Here is a 15730-nt window from a genome sequence, read left to right on the forward strand (position 1 = left end):
TGGCGAAACTACTCCTCGCTTAACCAAACGTCTCAGCAAAATCCTAGCGACTTGGTCTGGCTTCATACCTCCAAGAGTGGTGAACTCGACCTCTGGCTTATGAGGGTCACCTAGATCACCATAAACCCGAACCACACCACCAACTTCATGGTACTCAGACTCATAGAGCTTCCCTTCGACCTCAACAGAAACAAAACCAGACATAACAAACTCCAAACTAACTATAGGTAATTAATGATCTATTTAAGCTGCTTTATATAAGAAGTAAATGCAGAAGATTCATCATAACTGCCACCTAAACGATCAAGTGGTTTTAAGTTCTCTCTAGTGAGAAACACTCTGGCAAAGAGAATGATTTGTGTGGCTTTACTGACTAAAGAGTCAACCTCTCTAACCCACTTCGCCCATTTCTCTAAATCTTGATAACTGAGCTGATTTATATCGGCATCTCTCAATTGATTGAGATTGCTTTCAAGCTGAATAACCACCAACTCTCTGATGTCGTTCTCATCATACAAAGCCTCTAAGCCAGCAATTTCAGCAACAGGACGTTCAACATAATGAGGCCTTTCAAGGGTTACATTTTGAGCAGCCTCAATAGCTTCAACCTCTTGCACAGTAGCTTTCACGGTAATTATAAGTTGATTACTCCGTGTCTTGATCATGCTAGACAAGGCTTTAGATATGGTAGGAAATTTATTCTGTTTAAACGGGCTAAGTTTAGAATTAGCCCAATTGGCACCTTTTTCCTGAGCCTTTAGTTCCGAAACCTGTTGTTGAACAGAATCAATATCAAACTCTCTTAATGTGGCACGGTTTTCAGATTCAGTAACAAAACGGTCGAAGCGTTTCGATAGAGTGTTGAATTCAACACCGAAGTAACTGGCACCACATAACTGGCCGATGTTAGTGGTATAGCCATCTTCAGTTGAGACAATATAGCCTTTGTTATGAGGCGAATGACAAGTTGATAAACCACAACGAATTTTTTCAGTAAAAGTATAATTACCTAGAATCTCCTTTAATTTATGGTCTGATGGATCGAGGTTTTCCTCAAAACCAGCTAAGTCTTGAATATCTCCCCATGAATCAACACGGATTAAGCCTTTCTCGGTATTTAGTGTAATCATCGCTTAAGAATGTGACTCCATTTGTTAATTATCACCAATTCCATATTAGCAGCTCACGGGATGCTTTTTTATTGTGATTTCCACCTACCGTGTAATTGATATTTAAAGGCTTATTTGAGAGGCCTTTAAAGACCTTTTTAATAGTGTCGTGGTCGTTGATGCTGATGAGCATTTTGCCTTGGATAGTTTGGGCCAGTTCTGCCATGGTTTCGTATTGTTCTAAACCAAAGTCTTGACCGTAACCTGCGGTTTCATAGTACGGTGGATCCAGATAGAACAGTGTGCCTGGTCGATCATATTTCTGAATGCAGCGCTGCCAGTCTAGGTTCTCGACGTTGGTTCTGGCCAGGCGAAGGTGAGCGGCGCTCAGATCCTCCTCGATGCGGAGTAGATTGAGCCGTGGCGGACTGGTAGTGGCGGTGCCATAGCTCTGGCCGTCGACCTTGCCACCGAAGGCAAGCTTTTGCAGATAGTAGAACCTGGCTGCACGCTGGATATCGGTGAGCGTTTCGGGTGTTTTGGCTTTTTCCCATTCAAACAGTTGTCTGCTGGATAAGGCCCACTTGAACTGCCGGACGAATTCTTCAAGGTGGTGCTGAACAACCCGGTAAAGGTTGGTCAGCTCACCATTGATGTCATTAAGCACTTCGACTTTGGATGGTTCCTTTTTGTAAAAGAGCGCTGCGCCACCAGCAAAGACTTCGACGTAGCATTGATGTTCCGGAAACAGGGGCAGGATGTCTTTTGCGAGTCGGGTTTTACCGCCCATCCACGGGATAATTGGTTTGGCCATGTTTTTCCTCTATTGGTCTGGCACTCGCTGGTGCTGGATTAAGAGGCTCAATGGCCTTCAGGTTGTTGAGTGTCTTACATCGCGGACACTTGATTTCGATTTGTACGTATTCAGCTTTAGCCAGTAACCGGCTGCAGCCACCACATCTAACTTCTTTCATGTGAGCCTCTATCTGTTTGTGCTAGGCTGGCCCGGCTGCGTCGACGCGGCGGGATGGCCTTGGTTGGCTCACAGGGTATGTGCCTGTGGGTTGACGGCTCGGCAGTGTTGGCGCACTGCCGAGTCGCTGTCTCTTCCTTTACTTCAGTATTTGGTCTAGCGATTTGTATTGGCCATCTTCAAAATGAAAACGGCCAAAGAAGCGAACCAGACCATAGAACCCAACAGCTTCTATAGCTGCTGGCAATTGTAATGACCAATGCAGCCGCTTGACATCTCGCAGCATGGCTTTAAAAAAGCCTCGGTCAGCTGAGAGACGATCCTTATCACCACCACCACGTTGGTAGTTAAAATCGTGATGACGGCAACTCGCCTCGAAGAACCAGCCAAATAACAGCTTAGCAACTGGTTCGGGTAGCCAGTCAGGGCCACAGCCATTTCCAAAACTGATTTTTTGTTCCGGTGTCAGGTCTGACCAGGATATTTTTGATTGCTTAGGCATTAGCTGTAATCCACAACAATCGCGTCAATATCAGCTTGAATCACATCCGGCTGCTGCTCATCTTCGTGCTGTGTTTGAAGTGCATAGAGCAAGTCTTCATAGTCCTGCTTTTTTCCAATAGCTGGGCCAGCCACACTTTTATAATTGGACGCATTGCTAATGATTCGTCCGACTAGGGTTGCTTTATCAACGCTGGCTCTCTCTGCAACAATGAAGTCAATCAGTGGCGTCGGCGCGGCATTGTCCGACTGCCAAGCTATTGCTTCTGGCTCTTGCGTTGGGAAGCTAGCAATTTCTTCAGCCGTATAAAGACTCGTGACTGGAGCCATGGCTAGTTTGAATTTCTGAACAATCTCAGAATGCTTATTAGCAAGCCGATCATCGATTATTAGTTTTGAATCTATGACAGATTGAATTTCTGACTCATCAATTTCAGTCATGCCAGACTTAATTAAATGATCTTGTGAGCCATCGGATTCAAATGCAAAGACATTATTATTTTCGTCTTTAAAATATTTCATTATCTAAGCTCCCACCAAACATCAAATCCCGAAAGAACTCCAGCTCCGGCTTGATATGTGCTACCGTTCGGAATAATCAAATTAACGTATTGTTCATCAGAATCACCTGCGATAGTGCAGATAACTTCACCGTCAACAAGGAAATTACGAGGCCCACTGCCAGCGCTTAGAACTATCGCCAGTTGAATAGATCTACCAGTAGTGTTTGTATAAGTAACACCCTCTGAACGACTGACAAAAACGTCTTGCCAGACCTGCCCCTCGCCAATAGCCATCGTTTTGATTTTGGCATCAAGCTTGTCGGGGCTGATAATACTCTCAGTCGTATCGGTTCCCGTATTCCATGTCGTCTGATCCTGAATAGGCGTACCGGCAATCGGGTCAATATCAACAAACATCACGGTGGCTGATTTAGCCAGACCGACGACCACCTTTTCGGATGGCGCAGTTGCAGTAATTTCCCCCTCCGTACTGCCAGACAGATAATACTTGTCACCCACCGTCAGGCCGGAGAACAGCGCCGAACGACCAAACGCTTCGACCAGGCTGTTGGTGACATCCGCAAAGCCGACCATCTTCTGTTTGTCGGTACCGTCGGCAATGGCACGGTCATAGCGGCTGTTGGCAGTGTCCCAGTACACGGCATCGCCATCGGCTACTGATGGACCAAAGGTGACATCTTCCAGCCGTACAACGTGGTTGGTGGCTGAGACCAGCTTGACGATGGCTTTCTGCAGCAGGTTTAAATCACCATCATCAGGTGTGAGGCCTGCATTAGTGATGACGTTGCGTAGTGACTCGCCCATTTTGTAGAACCAATGCGCGCCGGGCCATGTCGCTGGTGTACCGGATGTAGGATCACCATTTGTTGGATAACCAACTGACGGTACTGCTGGGGCATCAGGAGGTGATGCTGAAGCATCCGCTTCATAATTACGTGGTTCCATTATTATCCTCCGTAGGAAAAAATGAGTGTGGTGTGATCGGGTTTTAATCTATGGAGTGTGCATTCGAGGCGCTTATTGCCCCATGATGCTAATGGCTCATCGACGCGGCCATTCACTCTCCAATAGCTAATCGTTTCTTCAGGCGCATTGACCTGCCATGCAAACTGCCAAGACTGCCCATAAAGCGGTTTATTGACTCGGTCTGCGACTGTCCAGCGCGAAAACTCGGTGATAGTGACTTGATAGCCAATCGATTCTGCAATGGCTATAAAATACGGGATGCTTTGCCCCCCTTTATTGGTCACTTTGGCGTATAGGCTAGCCAGTCGCTGCTGAAGGGTTTGCACGTCATCTACGCACGGATCGGGCAGCGCGTAAGCGGCTTCCCACTCATTAAGCATTTCATAGGTGGTACGCGGGTCTGCTTCGTCTAACAGGTCATCTTCACGGGCGTGAAGGATGGCAAGCTCTTCAGCGGTTGATTCGAACAAGCCGATAAAGTCAGGATCGTGTTGCAGATCGTCCCAAAGCAGGCCGCGAGGCATTAAGGCCATCAGCATAGTGAGGTATTGCTGGGTTTTTATTGCCATGTGATATCACCTGGCACGAGAATTTGGCCTAGCGTTAGCGTGACGTCTTCTGTCGGGCTAACTAAAACATGATCGGTCTCACCAGCAGCGATACTAATCGCTTCTCGGATATGGCTGACTTTGATAGTGCCTTTGCCATTACCATCTTCTGGAATCGCTTCTCGCGAAAGTAAGTCGGCTATTTCGGATTCAACGGCTGCTTTGACAACCGTGGTATTCGGTGTCAACGCGATAGTTAAATCTAAAGCGACAGGGATGGGGGCAACAACATAGATCCCGGCTGTAACAGGGTGCTGTTCAAAAATATAGTCATACACCGCTTCCACTTCAGTCGCATCAGGGATGATGCTGTCATCGTTATCTCTCACGAAACGAACGGTGACAGTGCCTTCACCCATCTCACCCGGATATTGCCATGCACGGGTAACACCTGGCACTTGTTTTGACCATCTAATGTAGTCATGTGCCGCGCCACCTTGAGCCGGTTGCTGGATGTTTTCGATATGACGTTGACGCCAACTTTCAAGCTGCTCGATGTCGGTACCATTGTTAATACCGTCTGCGTCAACGATGGCTTGGCCATTAATACCGGCAAGGGTATCGACAAAGGTTAAGGCAACGCCAGCGATGGCATTGGCTTCAGCGCCTGGCAAAACGGCTGTGACTGAAATAACGGCTTCACCACCGACAATAGTGACTTCATCATCGACTGTGTATTCAACCGCATCAGCACGTTTTAGAGTTTTACCGGCTTCGATAACAGCGCCATTGGTGCCGGTGACTTCACATTGGCCGATCGCGTATTCGAATGGGTTTCGCTCGGTGCCTTCAATTGATGCGAGACGACCAAAGTGCGCTTCATCGGCGCTATCAGGCAATAACTGCTTCGCTTTATAGGCTTGATAGCCATACATCTCATGCATGCCACCCGCCATGACCGTGGCAAAGATATTAAACGGTGAACGGCGCAGACGTGGCTGACCATCGGTTCTGCTATCAATATTCGCCGTTAAACGGGCATGTAATTCTGCCAATGAAGGACGTTTAAACGCCATTGAAAGCCTCCCAGGCATAATTGAAATTTAAAAGCTGGCCGTCTGCTGTTTCGATGTCGATATCTAAGGCTAACCATTCAGCGCGTGGGTAACTGGCTGTGACTTGCACGGAATCAACCACTTCATCATCAATGAGATGCTGCAAGGCTTCATCGGCATAGTCTTCAGCGGCTTTTCGCACAGGCTCGGTTTGCTTTTCACGTTGTAACAACCAAAGCCGTGAGCCGATCAAGTCACCAGAAACAGACGCCAAGGCATCGCCCCACCAGCCACGTTTATCATTGGTGCCATCGGGGATGACGTCATCTGAGTCGGCTTGTCTGTCAGTGAAAAGCGCCACGATGACGGCTGTTTCCAGTATCGCGACGTAGGTAATTTTTAATGGATCGGTTTCCAGCACAAAGCGTGGACGACCATTTTTATTCACCATTTTGATAACAAAATCCATCATGGTGTCATACTCTGATTAGGGTTACTGGTGGTGCCGCCACTATCGCCATTATGATTGTGGCCGTTATAAGTAGAACGCATGCTCGCCATGGTCAGACCATCGCTATCGACGTGATCGATAATGTCGCCGGTGACGTTCAGTTGGCCTTCGATACGAAAAACCGGCACTTTGGCCGTGATTTGTGTGTTGGCAATCAACTCCATCAGGCCACCCTGCTTGAGGTGAACGAGTTGTCCTTGACTATCGTAGAGTGCAACTTCGCCCGGCTTGAGACTGACTTGACGATAGCGCTTATCATCCATCTTGATGCAAACATAGCCATTGGTTTTACCGCCAATAGCCGCGACGACACCTTTTGCTCCGGGTAGTGGCACGGATGTTATGCCGTAATCTTGAATGCGAGGCACCTCAATCACCTCACCAGATAAGGTTTCGATCTGCACCATTTGAATCGGTGGTGCGTCATTGACTTTAAGCAAGGCACCGACACGTAGCATTTGTTGCAGGCCACGTTTTAATGGTGACAGTAATTTCTGTAAGCGACGCATTACCAGACACCGCCTTCATCGTTTGGCTCTGGCAGGGCTTGTAGTTCAAACGCTTCAGGCAAACCAAGGATCAGCTCAGCGCGCAGCCCTTTATCATCAACTATATAGGTGATGCCTACGATCAATAGGTCACGATTGACATTCAGGTAGTGGTCTTTCACTGCGATAAGGCAATTGGGTTCGATCAATTCATCGTCTAAATACCAGCTCAGCATCGTGTAATTAAATGTCTGAGCTTTCGCTGCAGAAATATTTCTATGCCATGTGGCTCTGGCTTTGCAGCCAGCGGCATCTAAGGCATCTTCAGCTAGAATAATTTTAGGTCGATGACGAGTAACGGCTTTATCTGCCACGGTAGCTGACACCGATACCGTATCTATCCAGGCACTGCTGGTTTGGCCTTTAACCGTGTAGTGACTAAAGCGTTCGCGTGATGAGCGTTTACGACTACCGGCTTTAATGTTGACACCGGTTTCTAAACTGCCTTTCAGGCGTCGGGTTCCGGAACGTGTGATTTTTAGGCCACCCAAACCATCAGACACTAGCAGTACTGCTCTGATTTTAGCGACGGTATCGAGCACTTCAAAGGTGCTTTCACCTTCATCTGATTTCATTGTGGCAAACGGTTTGCTGGTATCAACCGTTGAGGACACCGGAATACCGTATGGCTCACAGAGTACTGACGCACCCTCTAATTGGTTACGACCAGCCCACTGAAACGATGGCGCGCTACAATCAACCAGGTCACCGGTTGCATCACGCCCTGCTACTTGAATGCCATTAGTGCTGTCATCATAGCTATGATCAACTTCATCAATATAGCCAGTGATGACCGTGTGATCATCAATCGTCACCTTGCAGGAATCGCCATCGTTAATAGGGCGTGGCGCGCTGTTTTCAGACCATTTATCAGTCAGCTTGAGATTAAACTCATTCGCAATTTGAACAATTGAACGATTGATCCGAACCTCTTCCCAGCCATACCAGTCCAGACCATTCACTTTCAAGGCGACATCATGCATCCAACACCTCCAAAGTCTGACCACCGGGTACAAATCCGGGGTGACCGATGTTATTGCGAGAGACGATATCGGTTGCACGATCAGCGTCTTGGTAGAGCTGATGCGCAATCACTAATGAGGGCAATGTCGCTTGTGGTGTATAGCGACGAACTTGCTTGAGGTTGGCGGCACGTTCTGTCAGGTCTTGAACCATGGAAGCCCGTAAATCTTGCAGTGCGATATAGGTCTCATCGTCTGCCGCTTGCATTTGCTCATCTAATACCTCAGACAGTTCATCACGTGCGGCAATCGCATCTTGAGCCGAGTCATAATCACGGGTACTAGCCACTCTGGCCGCTTCAATTTGTGATGATTGTTGTACCAGGTTAATGATTGCCTGCTGATTTGAGGCTTGCTGAACACGACTTGGCGTGGTGGTTGGCACGGCGGCTGATTCGCTACCAAAGCTGAACAGTTTACGAAACTGAGTCATGGCAGAAAGACTGCCGACACTGCCAATCACCTGCCCCGCTAAGGCATCGGGCAAACCAACAAAATCGGCAATGGTGGCATCGATAACACCTAATCCGGAAAAGCGTGACTCGATATCGGATAAGACGGTTTTCGCCTGTTCTTTCACCCAACCTGGAAAGCCGGTAACGCTGTATGCCGATGTAAATTGTTGCTTCACTACAGCTTGTGCGTTTTTGGCCGCTGCATTGACGCGTTGTTGCGTGTCAACTTTTGATGTTGGCTTGGCGCGTGACTCAGCTTTGTAAAAAGTCAGAGTAAATCGGGCAATACCACCTTCTTTATTGGTTTCACGCAAACTGCTGGGGCCAGCCTGCACACGGACACGTCCGAGGTAACGATGAACTAAGGTGCCAGAGCCTTTTTTGTTTAAAGCCTCAATCAGTTTGTCACGCTGCTGCCTGTAATCTTCACCCACTACAAAAGCAGGAAAGGAGTACACAGCATCTTTGCCGCCTAAGTCTTCGGCATAGGCATCATCTTTAAAGGGATAATCATGCAACTGGACACGGCGACCAAATTCGAGCGTATGGTCATCAACATAAAACTCAACGCCACGGAATGAGGATTGTTGAAGTTGCTCGCGCCATGTCAATACTTGTTCGGCCATTACAGATTCCCCACTGTAGGGCCAGTATCGACATTAATATCCATGTCATCGCTTTGGATATTTTTGACCTGGACACGCTTATCGGTGACTTCAATTTGCAGTTGGCTGCGTTTTTCCGCACTTAATGCGGCCTGAGCATTATCATTACCAAACAAAGCCAAGGCTTTAGCAATCGAACGGCCTAATGCGTCAGCAAACTCAGTGCCTTCTAATGCATTATCATAAATAACCTTACCGGCTCCGTAACCTGCCAAACCAGCAGCGCCAACTGCTAAACCAGCAGTACCCATCGCTCCGGCACCCATCGCTGCTATTGTTTTCATATTTGGCGCTGCTCTAAGCATTTGCCTACGATTAGGTTTTTTTACTTTTGGTTTCTTTTTTGGATCCATACCCGTTGGATCCATGCCGCCGCGCATATTGACAACATAAACAGGCGTTACCCCATCCATCCCGCCTAGTGCACCACCCATGGCGGATTTAGCTTTGCTGCCTTTAACAAAGTCGGAGATACCCTTGCCACCTTTATAGAGTTTCCTCGCTAGGATAGCTGTGCCACCGACTGCAACCAGACCTGCTGCACCTTTGATGAGCATATCCAGTGTTTCTTTATCAATGTCATTGATCGTGTCCGCCAATGATTGAATGTAGGTAGTCAGGTTTGAGTCAGCAAATTGTTGCCAGGCAGTGTAGAGGTTTCGCATAGCGCCTGCGGCATCATTTGCTGCTCTGGTCGAGTCTTCTAATGTGGTGGTGCCATCAGCGTGGACATTCATGAATTTATCTAAGCTTTCCAGCCCACCAGTGCGCTGGAACTCGGCAGTGGAAGAATTGAATGCACGCATGGCTTCTGCATCAAACACGGTGCTTAACAGTGTTTTTTTGCCTTGTGTTTTTTTGATAATGTCGACCATGATTTCATTGATTGGTCGCAACACTTCTTCGCCACGACTTAAAGCTTCAGCATCAAATATTTTGATGCCGCCGCTTTTGAGCATGTCTATTTTCTTAGCATCACTCAGTGTCCGCATTAAGGCTTCAAAAGCCGTCGCTGCCATCTCTGATGAGCCGGTACCCTGACGGATAACCTGCAATGCCGCACCCATCTCACGAATAGCAGGAATACCTTGCCGCCCCATCGAGGTGTAAGCGGTGACAACACGAGGGCCTAATGCCGCAATATTTTGCAAGGTGAACGCGCCTTCTTTACCTTGCACATTGAGTGTGTCGAGTGCCGTAAGCACGTCTTTTTCCAAGACGATGCCCATTTTCTGGAACTCACCTAGCACTTCACCAATCGATGTGCCTTCTGCACCGGTTGCCTGGATGGCTAAACCAATGTTGCGGATATTGGCTTCAGCAAAGTCCAGGTCACCGGTTTTCTCGACAATAGATTCAATCGCGCTGGTGATTTGACTTGGGTCAACTCTGATGTCGGGTGATTGTGCCGTTTCATAGATTTTCTTTTTCAGTTCATCGATTGCTTCAGCACCGATATTGGCTTGAATGCCTAGCCGAGTGAAGCGACGCTCAAGCGAGACTAAAAACTTGGCTGTTCCGGCACCAGCGGCACCGGTCAATAGTGCGGTGTAACGATTGCCTAACTTATCAAGCCCGTTACCAAAGCTGCTGACACTTCTACGCAACACGCCCATTTGACGTTGGCCTGTTTTGCTAAAGCGTTTCCAACGGTCTTCATTAACACGCATCTGGCGGCCGAAGTTACCTCCGGCGTTGATGTTGATGCTGGTTGTTAAGTCGTTTTGGCTCATCGTTTCATTAGCTGCGTATAAAAGAGTCTTAAAGGTCTATTTAATGTGTAGTTAAGAGGCGTCTGGCTGTACTGGCTGAACTTAATCGTCTGCCAGTTCAGGTTCTCCGCCAGACGCATCATGCTTCCCCCGCTGCATGACAGACTCCAGCACTGCCTGGTCTAATCGTTCTGCATGAAACTGAAGCAGCTCAAAATCTTCACGGTGAAATTTACGCAGGTCATCAATATCAACAATGCCGTCATAATCACCAATAGATTCAATCTGCTTCGCCAAGGTATGAAGCCCCATCAATGTCGGACTGACAGCAAACACATAGCCATCATCTGATGCCGTGACACGTTCAGACGCTAGCCCCGCATCAATGATGTCTCCAGGGGTTAACTCTCGCAGCAAGACTGTAGTGTGGGTTTTATCGCCCATTTTGACGCCGTGTTCGAGTGAAATTGTTATCGTGGCCATGCGTTTATACCTTCTCCGCCATATCGCCTGACATCTCGACATCCGCACTGGTCATGCCATGCTCAATCACATTCACAGTGAAGGCGTTACGCATTAAATAACGTTGGCCGGTATCAGTGATAAACGTGACGGTTTTGTTTTTCCACTTATTCACCTCTGTCACGTCAACCGTTGACGTGAGCAGGATTTTAAACTTCAGGTTCGGTGGTGAATCTGATTCGGTGAAATAGGTTTTGCCACCATGGCTCGACGGTTCTCTTGAAACACCACCCGGATCTAACGTGGCTTCGTTTTCTGACTCAATAACACCGCCGTCAATTCTGACTTTTACTTTTCCTGTGACTTGTTCGCTCATTGCTTACTCCTAAATTTAACGACGATATTCAGTGTGCACAGCCGTGACACGTAGGTTATTGATGAGTTTTGGTGAGTCATACATATCCAGACGGTCTGGATCGTCATCATGAATTTCAGCGATGATTGTGGCTTTATAACCTTCATAATCCTGGCACCAGCCGCGATCCATAAAGACGGTATACAAGGCTAAAAACTCATCTTCCATGGCATTAGGCGTCACCACCGCCTGACCGGCTGGAATATCAAAATCATCATCCGCCAGCTTGTGACGCGGGAATTTTTGAGACACCATTGCCCGTTGCTCAAAGCGGATGCGTTCTAATGTTTCTGCCGTGTTGATGTTGAGATAACTGTCATCAGCAAAGCCGGACGCATTGGTTTGATACATACTGATTTGACGTTCAATTCGTACCAATCCACCACGATCAACACTGTAAGTAGCAATACCATCGAACAGCAGCTGATTACGCTCGGTACCATCCCAACGCAGTTCTTTTTTCGGTGGCTTAATACCAGGCAATGCCAGCGTTCTTAGCTGACGTGCCGGGTCAATTTGCAAGGAAGCGGCAGCGACAACACAATTGACGCCAGCCCATAGATAAGGCGGAGTCGGTGAGTCATTGGTACCCATGCAGGTGACGTGTGGGCCATTTCGTCCACTGCCAAAAGTCCCGGTTTCTGAGTGGGTGCCTTTAAACGCAGTAAATGCCCGAAAGCCGATGGCACGCATTGGCCCCCAGCGACTTTCTGCTTCGGCTTCTAGCACCACTAAGTTGGCTGTATCGGTATAAGGCACTGCAAGCCAGTTGTACCATTCATCACCAATAGCAGTGAACACATCAGTAAGATCAGGATTACCGGTACCGCCAGACATGGCCACAAAGGTGAGGCCGACACCATCAGGCAAGGCTTCATCGTAGAAATTGAGTCGCATATCAATATCGTTGCCGGTTTCACCTTTCCACTTACAAGTGATATCGACCTCAGTCGACTCTGCACCATTAACTTCGGCTGTTACCGGTAAGGTCGTCTCTGCCGTAATGGCTGCAACGATAGCGCTGGCAATATCTTCATCCGTGTCAGCAGCGTCAACACCAATGAGTAAGCGATAGCCTGCGATGTAAAGAAAGACTGTGCCTCCTCGCGTGGCCGGGCCAGTAACGGTGATTGACCCGGTTGCTTGTTCACCGCCTGATGCATCATCTAAAGCCAAGAACCACTTTTCAGTAAACTGATCGGCATTGATTTGTGCCTTGCCCATTTCAGCCAACATAGAGCCTCGACCAAAATACGCTTCCAATTCTTCAGGGCTATTGGCACGAACTGCTTGCCCCGCTGGAATCGTGCCGGTTGACAGTCGCTGACCGATAACCAGCATTTTAAAATCAATATTGGCATTACCTGCCAACCGATTACTGAACTCAATGGCTGTAAACGGTAGACGTAATTTTTCAGGAATCGTATCAAAAGAAATAGCCATGCTTATGCATCCTTATCAGTTGAATCTGTGGGTTTGGCAGCAACGGCTTTTTTGGCATCCGTTTTAGCCTTGGCCAACGCTTTTTTAATGTCGGCGTCACTGGTTAGCTCAATCGCATCACCGTCTTTTATCCGCTTCAGGTAATACACTTCACGTGGCACGTATTCACCGTGCTGATTTAACAGACCGCCGCGTAGCTTTCGCACATTGACAGCCTGCTTGGCGGGTTTGATAAAAATTCGGTCTGGCATGGTTTATTGCTCCAATGTTATGTGGTCAATAGCGTCGGGTTCGTCGTCGCCGTCGACCAATGAATGTTCAGCATGAAAGGTGACAAAATCAGCCAACGTTGATGGGTCAAAGTCATTAGGAAATGGCATATTTGGCAACTCAAAAGTGACGGCATACATCGTGGCTTTGAAGCTTTGCTCCAGCTGCATTGAAAACAGATTCCTGACATTCTTCAGCGCCAGTGAACCGACCCCTGCAATCGTCGATTCATGCAGCTTAGGAATCAGTGCCGCTAAAATGTCATAAGCACCAATGGTGGTTGTGTCACCTCGACGCCGGGCGCTGTGGTTACCAACGTGACGGGTGATGACATACACATCAAAACGGCCATTGAGGCTACCGCGTGAGTTGCCTTGACCACCGAGAAACGTGGTGTAAACGCCCGGCGTTCTGTTTGAGGCAACCAACTGTTTCAGTACTGCCAAGTTCAACGCGCTGGGTAACACTTCAGCAGCGCTTAATGTATTGCCAAATAACGCCTGTGCTTTTTCAATGATGTGATCTTCAACGGTGCTAATGCTGTTCATATAAAGCTCTTATCTTTACGGTTAAAGACATTGCCACCGGTGTTGATTTTCACTGTGTTTTGGCTGAGAGGTTTGGCACCTTCTGTACTGATACCAATGCTCAATTCGCCACGGGCGATGCTTTTGAGTGACTTGACTGCTTCGTTGTACCGGTCTTTTACTTCATCGGGCGCTAGATTTTCGTACAAGTAATAGCGTGTAATTTCGCAAGCAATACGCACCAATGACCTTGGCAGCGGGTCAATCGGCAGGCTGTAACGGCCACCCAGATAACCATCAATCATGCTGTCTGAGTCGGCAATGGCTAAATTAATGACGTCCGTGTCCAGCTGACCCGTGTTTTGCTTATCCGTAAGCTGGATCAGTTCATCCTCTCCATATCGGGTGACCAGGTCTTGTTGTGTGCAGTAAGGCATCGTTGAGATATCCGCTTATAGCTCGACAACGCTGAACATCGGATCGGCTTCCAGGATGGCGACCTCTTCTTCGCTCAGCTCGACATCATCACTGCCTGACCAGGCACGACCTAAACGACGAAACCCATCCCGCATCACGGTCACACGGTAGTGTGGTAAAGCGTTCTGTTTGGTGCTTGGTTTAGAATCAGGGTCACTGTCGGTTGTAGTGGTTGTTGTGGTTGTGCTGTTTTTGTCTGAGTCACCGCCACCCCCATTATCATCAGCTTCTGAATTCGTTTTAGACTGAGCCTGCTTTTCGTCCTGAATGACTTTCCAGGCTTCATCACGCTCTTTGGCTGTAATGCTGTCCAGACCATCAAACTTTTTCAGTTCTTCGACGGTAGGCTTTTTGTCGAATGCCTTCTCACGTAGCAGTTGTAGTAAGTTTTCCATCATGCGTTCCTTATCTTGGTTATCAGGGCGGAAAACCGCCCTGATAAAGTTGTCTTAAAGGCTGATTAACTACGCGCCGCCGGTGGAACCGACAGACAGTTGCCAGAAGCCATACACGCCAGTCGCTCGCGCTTCGGCACCAAACTTGTATTCACGCTTATTGAATACATCATCGTTTTCCATATCCGTCTGGCTGACGAAGACAGGCTTCTTACGCATCTGGATAATGAAAGGCTTCACAGCGTTGCGGGTGTGGTGGAGGAACCAGACAGTATCAGACGTTAACCCCGGATTGACTTCAATTTTGGCTGTGCCTTTGTAGGGGTTCGGGCTGTCATCGTCGAGCTTGTCGGCTTCGACCAATTTACGTGCGACAGCTTCCAAAGCCGGTGGCACTTCGAGCAAGTCGGGTACCAGACGCAATGGCATGCCTTCGTCATCGGTGAACTTCATCATTGCAGTACGTGCCGCACCGTAAGACGCCGCTGCAGCCGCTGATGTTGCCGCGCTCAATGCCACTGTCAGTTTGTTCGATACCGAATCTTCATTCACTTCATGATCGGTGTCATAGAAGTACTGACCATCAAGACCTTCATTAATAAAGGCGTTGTTTTTCAGATCGTCCAAGATGATGTCGTGCAGTTCACCCGCTGAGTCACCCGCCATATTGGCTTGGGTGTTGTAGATACCCAAGGTGTCATCTTCGATATCGTTACGATCAACCGCGATGGTCGTTTCCCAATCTTCATTGGTGGCAGTGTATTTACCGGCTTTCAAGGCTTTGACATGCTTTTCACCCACCCATTTACGCATTTTCGGGAAACGTTCTAACCAGGCGTAGTCTTCGGTCTTGGTGCTAGACATGACCTCCATCGCAGTCAGTTGCCAGTTACTGGTTCGGGCTTTGAGTGCGTTATGGAAGACGGTTTTCAGGCCAATAAAAATATCTTGAATAGCCTGTTTGTTAATGATGATGCCGCCAAACGCCAGCATTGGCATTGCATCACCCATCATGGCCGTATTCAATGAGGCAGGGCCGGTCATTAGGCTGGCTGGCAATGACCAGTCAGCCGCCATCGCGGAGGTCATCATTACGAGAGCGCCGACGATGGCCATCGGCAAGAGAATCAGTTTTTTCATGGTGTCATCCTT

At 48.2% G+C, this 15730-nt stretch carries 22 protein-coding genes; all 22 read right to left on the reverse strand.

Annotated features, from left to right (window positions below; all coding sequences use genetic code 11):
• Positions 1 to 204, reverse strand: a 204-nt coding sequence (locus MDMS009_RS15050; protein ID WP_008290359.1) for a hypothetical protein, incomplete at its 3' end; no start/stop codon positions are given.
• A gap of 35 nt (positions 205 to 239) precedes the next feature.
• The gene (locus MDMS009_RS15055) at positions 240 to 1130 is read right to left on the reverse strand and encodes a hypothetical protein (RefSeq protein WP_008290170.1); all 891 of its coding nucleotides are present in this window, start codon (positions 1128 to 1130) and stop codon (positions 240 to 242) included.
• Between the two features lie 31 nt (positions 1131 to 1161).
• Complete coding sequence (locus MDMS009_RS15060) at positions 1162 to 1923, reverse strand: DNA adenine methylase (protein WP_008290345.1); 762 nt, start codon at positions 1921 to 1923, stop codon at positions 1162 to 1164.
• The gene (locus tag MDMS009_RS16800; protein WP_081443579.1) at positions 1889 to 2083 is read right to left on the reverse strand and encodes a Com family DNA-binding transcriptional regulator; all 195 of its coding nucleotides are present in this window, start codon (positions 2081 to 2083) and stop codon (positions 1889 to 1891) included. The genes MDMS009_RS15060 and MDMS009_RS16800 overlap by 35 nt, the downstream gene beginning before the upstream one ends.
• A 138-nt stretch (positions 2084 to 2221) precedes the next feature.
• Positions 2222 to 2584 (reverse strand): hypothetical protein, encoded by a 363-nt coding sequence (locus tag MDMS009_RS15065; RefSeq protein WP_008290144.1) that lies wholly within the window; start codon positions 2582 to 2584, stop codon positions 2222 to 2224.
• The gene (locus MDMS009_RS15070) at positions 2584 to 3105 is read right to left on the reverse strand and encodes a hypothetical protein (protein ID WP_008290664.1); all 522 of its coding nucleotides are present in this window, start codon (positions 3103 to 3105) and stop codon (positions 2584 to 2586) included. Before MDMS009_RS15070 ends, MDMS009_RS15065 begins: the two co-directional genes overlap by 1 nt.
• Positions 3105 to 4052, reverse strand: coding sequence for a hypothetical protein (locus tag MDMS009_RS15950; RefSeq protein ID WP_008290149.1), 948 nt, complete (start codon positions 4050 to 4052; stop codon positions 3105 to 3107). The genes MDMS009_RS15070 and MDMS009_RS15950 overlap by 1 nt, the downstream gene beginning before the upstream one ends.
• Positions 4053 to 4054: 2 nt before the next feature.
• On the reverse strand, positions 4055 to 4642 hold the full coding sequence (locus tag MDMS009_RS15080) for a YmfQ family protein (protein ID WP_008290129.1): 588 nt from the start codon (positions 4640 to 4642) through the stop codon (positions 4055 to 4057).
• Positions 4633 to 5697: a baseplate J/gp47 family protein gene (locus MDMS009_RS15085; RefSeq protein ID WP_008290140.1), complete on the reverse strand. Its 1065-nt coding sequence runs from the start codon at positions 5695 to 5697 to the stop codon at positions 4633 to 4635. The genes MDMS009_RS15080 and MDMS009_RS15085 overlap by 10 nt, the downstream gene beginning before the upstream one ends.
• Positions 5687 to 6148 (reverse strand): phage GP46 family protein, encoded by a 462-nt coding sequence (locus tag MDMS009_RS15090; RefSeq protein WP_008290120.1) that lies wholly within the window; start codon positions 6146 to 6148, stop codon positions 5687 to 5689. Before MDMS009_RS15090 ends, MDMS009_RS15085 begins: the two co-directional genes overlap by 11 nt.
• Entirely contained in the window at positions 6145 to 6696 is a 552-nt protein-coding gene (locus MDMS009_RS15095; RefSeq protein WP_008290167.1) for a phage baseplate assembly protein V, read from the reverse strand. The genes MDMS009_RS15090 and MDMS009_RS15095 overlap by 4 nt, the downstream gene beginning before the upstream one ends.
• On the reverse strand, positions 6696 to 7718 hold the full coding sequence (locus MDMS009_RS15100; protein WP_008290121.1) for a phage baseplate assembly protein: 1023 nt from the start codon (positions 7716 to 7718) through the stop codon (positions 6696 to 6698). The genes MDMS009_RS15095 and MDMS009_RS15100 overlap by 1 nt, the downstream gene beginning before the upstream one ends.
• Positions 7711 to 8838 carry a DNA circularization protein gene (locus MDMS009_RS15105; RefSeq protein ID WP_008290153.1) on the reverse strand — a complete coding sequence of 376 codons (1128 nt, stop codon included), beginning with the start codon at positions 8836 to 8838 and terminating at the stop codon, positions 7711 to 7713. Before MDMS009_RS15105 ends, MDMS009_RS15100 begins: the two co-directional genes overlap by 8 nt.
• Entirely contained in the window at positions 8838 to 10610 is a 1773-nt protein-coding gene (locus MDMS009_RS15110; RefSeq protein WP_008290161.1) for a phage tail tape measure protein, read from the reverse strand. The genes MDMS009_RS15105 and MDMS009_RS15110 overlap by 1 nt, the downstream gene beginning before the upstream one ends.
• An 81-nt stretch (positions 10611 to 10691) precedes the next feature.
• Entirely contained in the window at positions 10692 to 11072 is a 381-nt protein-coding gene (locus MDMS009_RS15115) for a phage tail assembly protein (protein WP_043887794.1), read from the reverse strand.
• Between the two features lie 4 nt (positions 11073 to 11076).
• The gene (locus MDMS009_RS15120) at positions 11077 to 11427 is read right to left on the reverse strand and encodes a phage tail tube protein (RefSeq protein WP_008290154.1); all 351 of its coding nucleotides are present in this window, start codon (positions 11425 to 11427) and stop codon (positions 11077 to 11079) included.
• 15 nt (positions 11428 to 11442) lie between these two features.
• Entirely contained in the window at positions 11443 to 12909 is a 1467-nt protein-coding gene (locus MDMS009_RS15125; RefSeq protein ID WP_008290164.1) for a phage tail sheath subtilisin-like domain-containing protein, read from the reverse strand.
• A gap of 2 nt (positions 12910 to 12911) precedes the next feature.
• Positions 12912 to 13160, reverse strand: coding sequence for a DUF2635 domain-containing protein (locus tag MDMS009_RS15130; protein WP_008290139.1), 249 nt, complete (start codon positions 13158 to 13160; stop codon positions 12912 to 12914).
• Between the two features lie 3 nt (positions 13161 to 13163).
• A complete protein-coding gene (locus MDMS009_RS15135) occupies positions 13164 to 13727 on the reverse strand; it encodes a phage protein Gp37 (protein ID WP_008290165.1) in 564 nt (187 codons plus the stop codon).
• The gene (locus MDMS009_RS15140; RefSeq protein ID WP_008290132.1) at positions 13724 to 14143 is read right to left on the reverse strand and encodes a gp436 family protein; all 420 of its coding nucleotides are present in this window, start codon (positions 14141 to 14143) and stop codon (positions 13724 to 13726) included. The genes MDMS009_RS15135 and MDMS009_RS15140 overlap by 4 nt, the downstream gene beginning before the upstream one ends.
• Positions 14144 to 14158: 15 nt before the next feature.
• Positions 14159 to 14581 (reverse strand): hypothetical protein, encoded by a 423-nt coding sequence (locus tag MDMS009_RS15145; RefSeq protein WP_008290141.1) that lies wholly within the window; start codon positions 14579 to 14581, stop codon positions 14159 to 14161.
• A 66-nt stretch (positions 14582 to 14647) separates the two neighbouring features.
• A complete protein-coding gene (locus MDMS009_RS15150; RefSeq protein ID WP_008290173.1) occupies positions 14648 to 15718 on the reverse strand; it encodes a Mu-like prophage major head subunit gpT family protein in 1071 nt (356 codons plus the stop codon).
• Positions 15719 to 15730 lie beyond the last annotated feature (12 nt).

It is taken from the genome of Methylophaga thiooxydans DMS010, assembly GCF_000156355.1.
Taxonomy (GTDB): Bacteria; Pseudomonadota; Gammaproteobacteria; order Nitrosococcales; family Methylophagaceae; genus Methylophaga; species Methylophaga thiooxydans.

What these genes read in the sequence shown, in the direction of transcription:
- MDMS009_RS15055 (WP_008290170.1), bottom strand. Translation starts at nt 1,130, where the DNA reads ATGATTACACTAAATACCGAGAAAGGCTTAATCCGTGTTGATTCATGG.
- MDMS009_RS15110 (WP_008290161.1), bottom strand. Translation starts at nt 10,610, where the DNA reads ATGAGCCAAAACGACTTAACAACCAGCATCAACATCAACGCCGGAGGT.
- MDMS009_RS16800 (WP_081443579.1), bottom strand. Translation starts at nt 2,083, where the DNA reads ATGAAAGAAGTTAGATGTGGTGGCTGCAGCCGGTTACTGGCTAAAGCT.
- MDMS009_RS15095 (WP_008290167.1), bottom strand. Translation starts at nt 6,696, where the DNA reads ATGCGTCGCTTACAGAAATTACTGTCACCATTAAAACGTGGCCTGCAA.
- MDMS009_RS15140 (WP_008290132.1), bottom strand. Translation starts at nt 14,143, where the DNA reads ATGCCTTACTGCACACAACAAGACCTGGTCACCCGATATGGAGAGGAT.
- MDMS009_RS15060 (WP_008290345.1), bottom strand. Translation starts at nt 1,923, where the DNA reads ATGGCCAAACCAATTATCCCGTGGATGGGCGGTAAAACCCGACTCGCA.
- MDMS009_RS15150 (WP_008290173.1), bottom strand. Translation starts at nt 15,718, where the DNA reads ATGAAAAAACTGATTCTCTTGCCGATGGCCATCGTCGGCGCTCTCGTA.
- MDMS009_RS15950 (WP_008290149.1), bottom strand. Translation starts at nt 4,052, where the DNA reads ATGGAACCACGTAATTATGAAGCGGATGCTTCAGCATCACCTCCTGAT.
- MDMS009_RS15145 (WP_008290141.1), bottom strand. Translation starts at nt 14,581, where the DNA reads ATGATGGAAAACTTACTACAACTGCTACGTGAGAAGGCATTCGACAAA.
- MDMS009_RS15135 (WP_008290165.1), bottom strand. Translation starts at nt 13,727, where the DNA reads ATGAACAGCATTAGCACCGTTGAAGATCACATCATTGAAAAAGCACAG.
- MDMS009_RS15085 (WP_008290140.1), bottom strand. Translation starts at nt 5,697, where the DNA reads ATGGCGTTTAAACGTCCTTCATTGGCAGAATTACATGCCCGTTTAACG.
- MDMS009_RS15070 (WP_008290664.1), bottom strand. Translation starts at nt 3,105, where the DNA reads ATGAAATATTTTAAAGACGAAAATAATAATGTCTTTGCATTTGAATCC.
- MDMS009_RS15065 (WP_008290144.1), bottom strand. Translation starts at nt 2,584, where the DNA reads ATGCCTAAGCAATCAAAAATATCCTGGTCAGACCTGACACCGGAACAA.
- MDMS009_RS15120 (WP_008290154.1), bottom strand. Translation starts at nt 11,427, where the DNA reads ATGAGCGAACAAGTCACAGGAAAAGTAAAAGTCAGAATTGACGGCGGT.
- MDMS009_RS15105 (WP_008290153.1), bottom strand. Translation starts at nt 8,838, where the DNA reads ATGGCCGAACAAGTATTGACATGGCGCGAGCAACTTCAACAATCCTCA.
- MDMS009_RS15125 (WP_008290164.1), bottom strand. Translation starts at nt 12,909, where the DNA reads ATGGCTATTTCTTTTGATACGATTCCTGAAAAATTACGTCTACCGTTT.
- MDMS009_RS15115 (WP_043887794.1), bottom strand. Translation starts at nt 11,072, where the DNA reads ATGGCCACGATAACAATTTCACTCGAACACGGCGTCAAAATGGGCGAT.
- MDMS009_RS15100 (WP_008290121.1), bottom strand. Translation starts at nt 7,718, where the DNA reads ATGCATGATGTCGCCTTGAAAGTGAATGGTCTGGACTGGTATGGCTGG.
- MDMS009_RS15080 (WP_008290129.1), bottom strand. Translation starts at nt 4,642, where the DNA reads ATGGCAATAAAAACCCAGCAATACCTCACTATGCTGATGGCCTTAATG.
- MDMS009_RS15130 (WP_008290139.1), bottom strand. Translation starts at nt 13,160, where the DNA reads ATGCCAGACCGAATTTTTATCAAACCCGCCAAGCAGGCTGTCAATGTG.
- MDMS009_RS15090 (WP_008290120.1), bottom strand. Translation starts at nt 6,148, where the DNA reads ATGATGGATTTTGTTATCAAAATGGTGAATAAAAATGGTCGTCCACGC.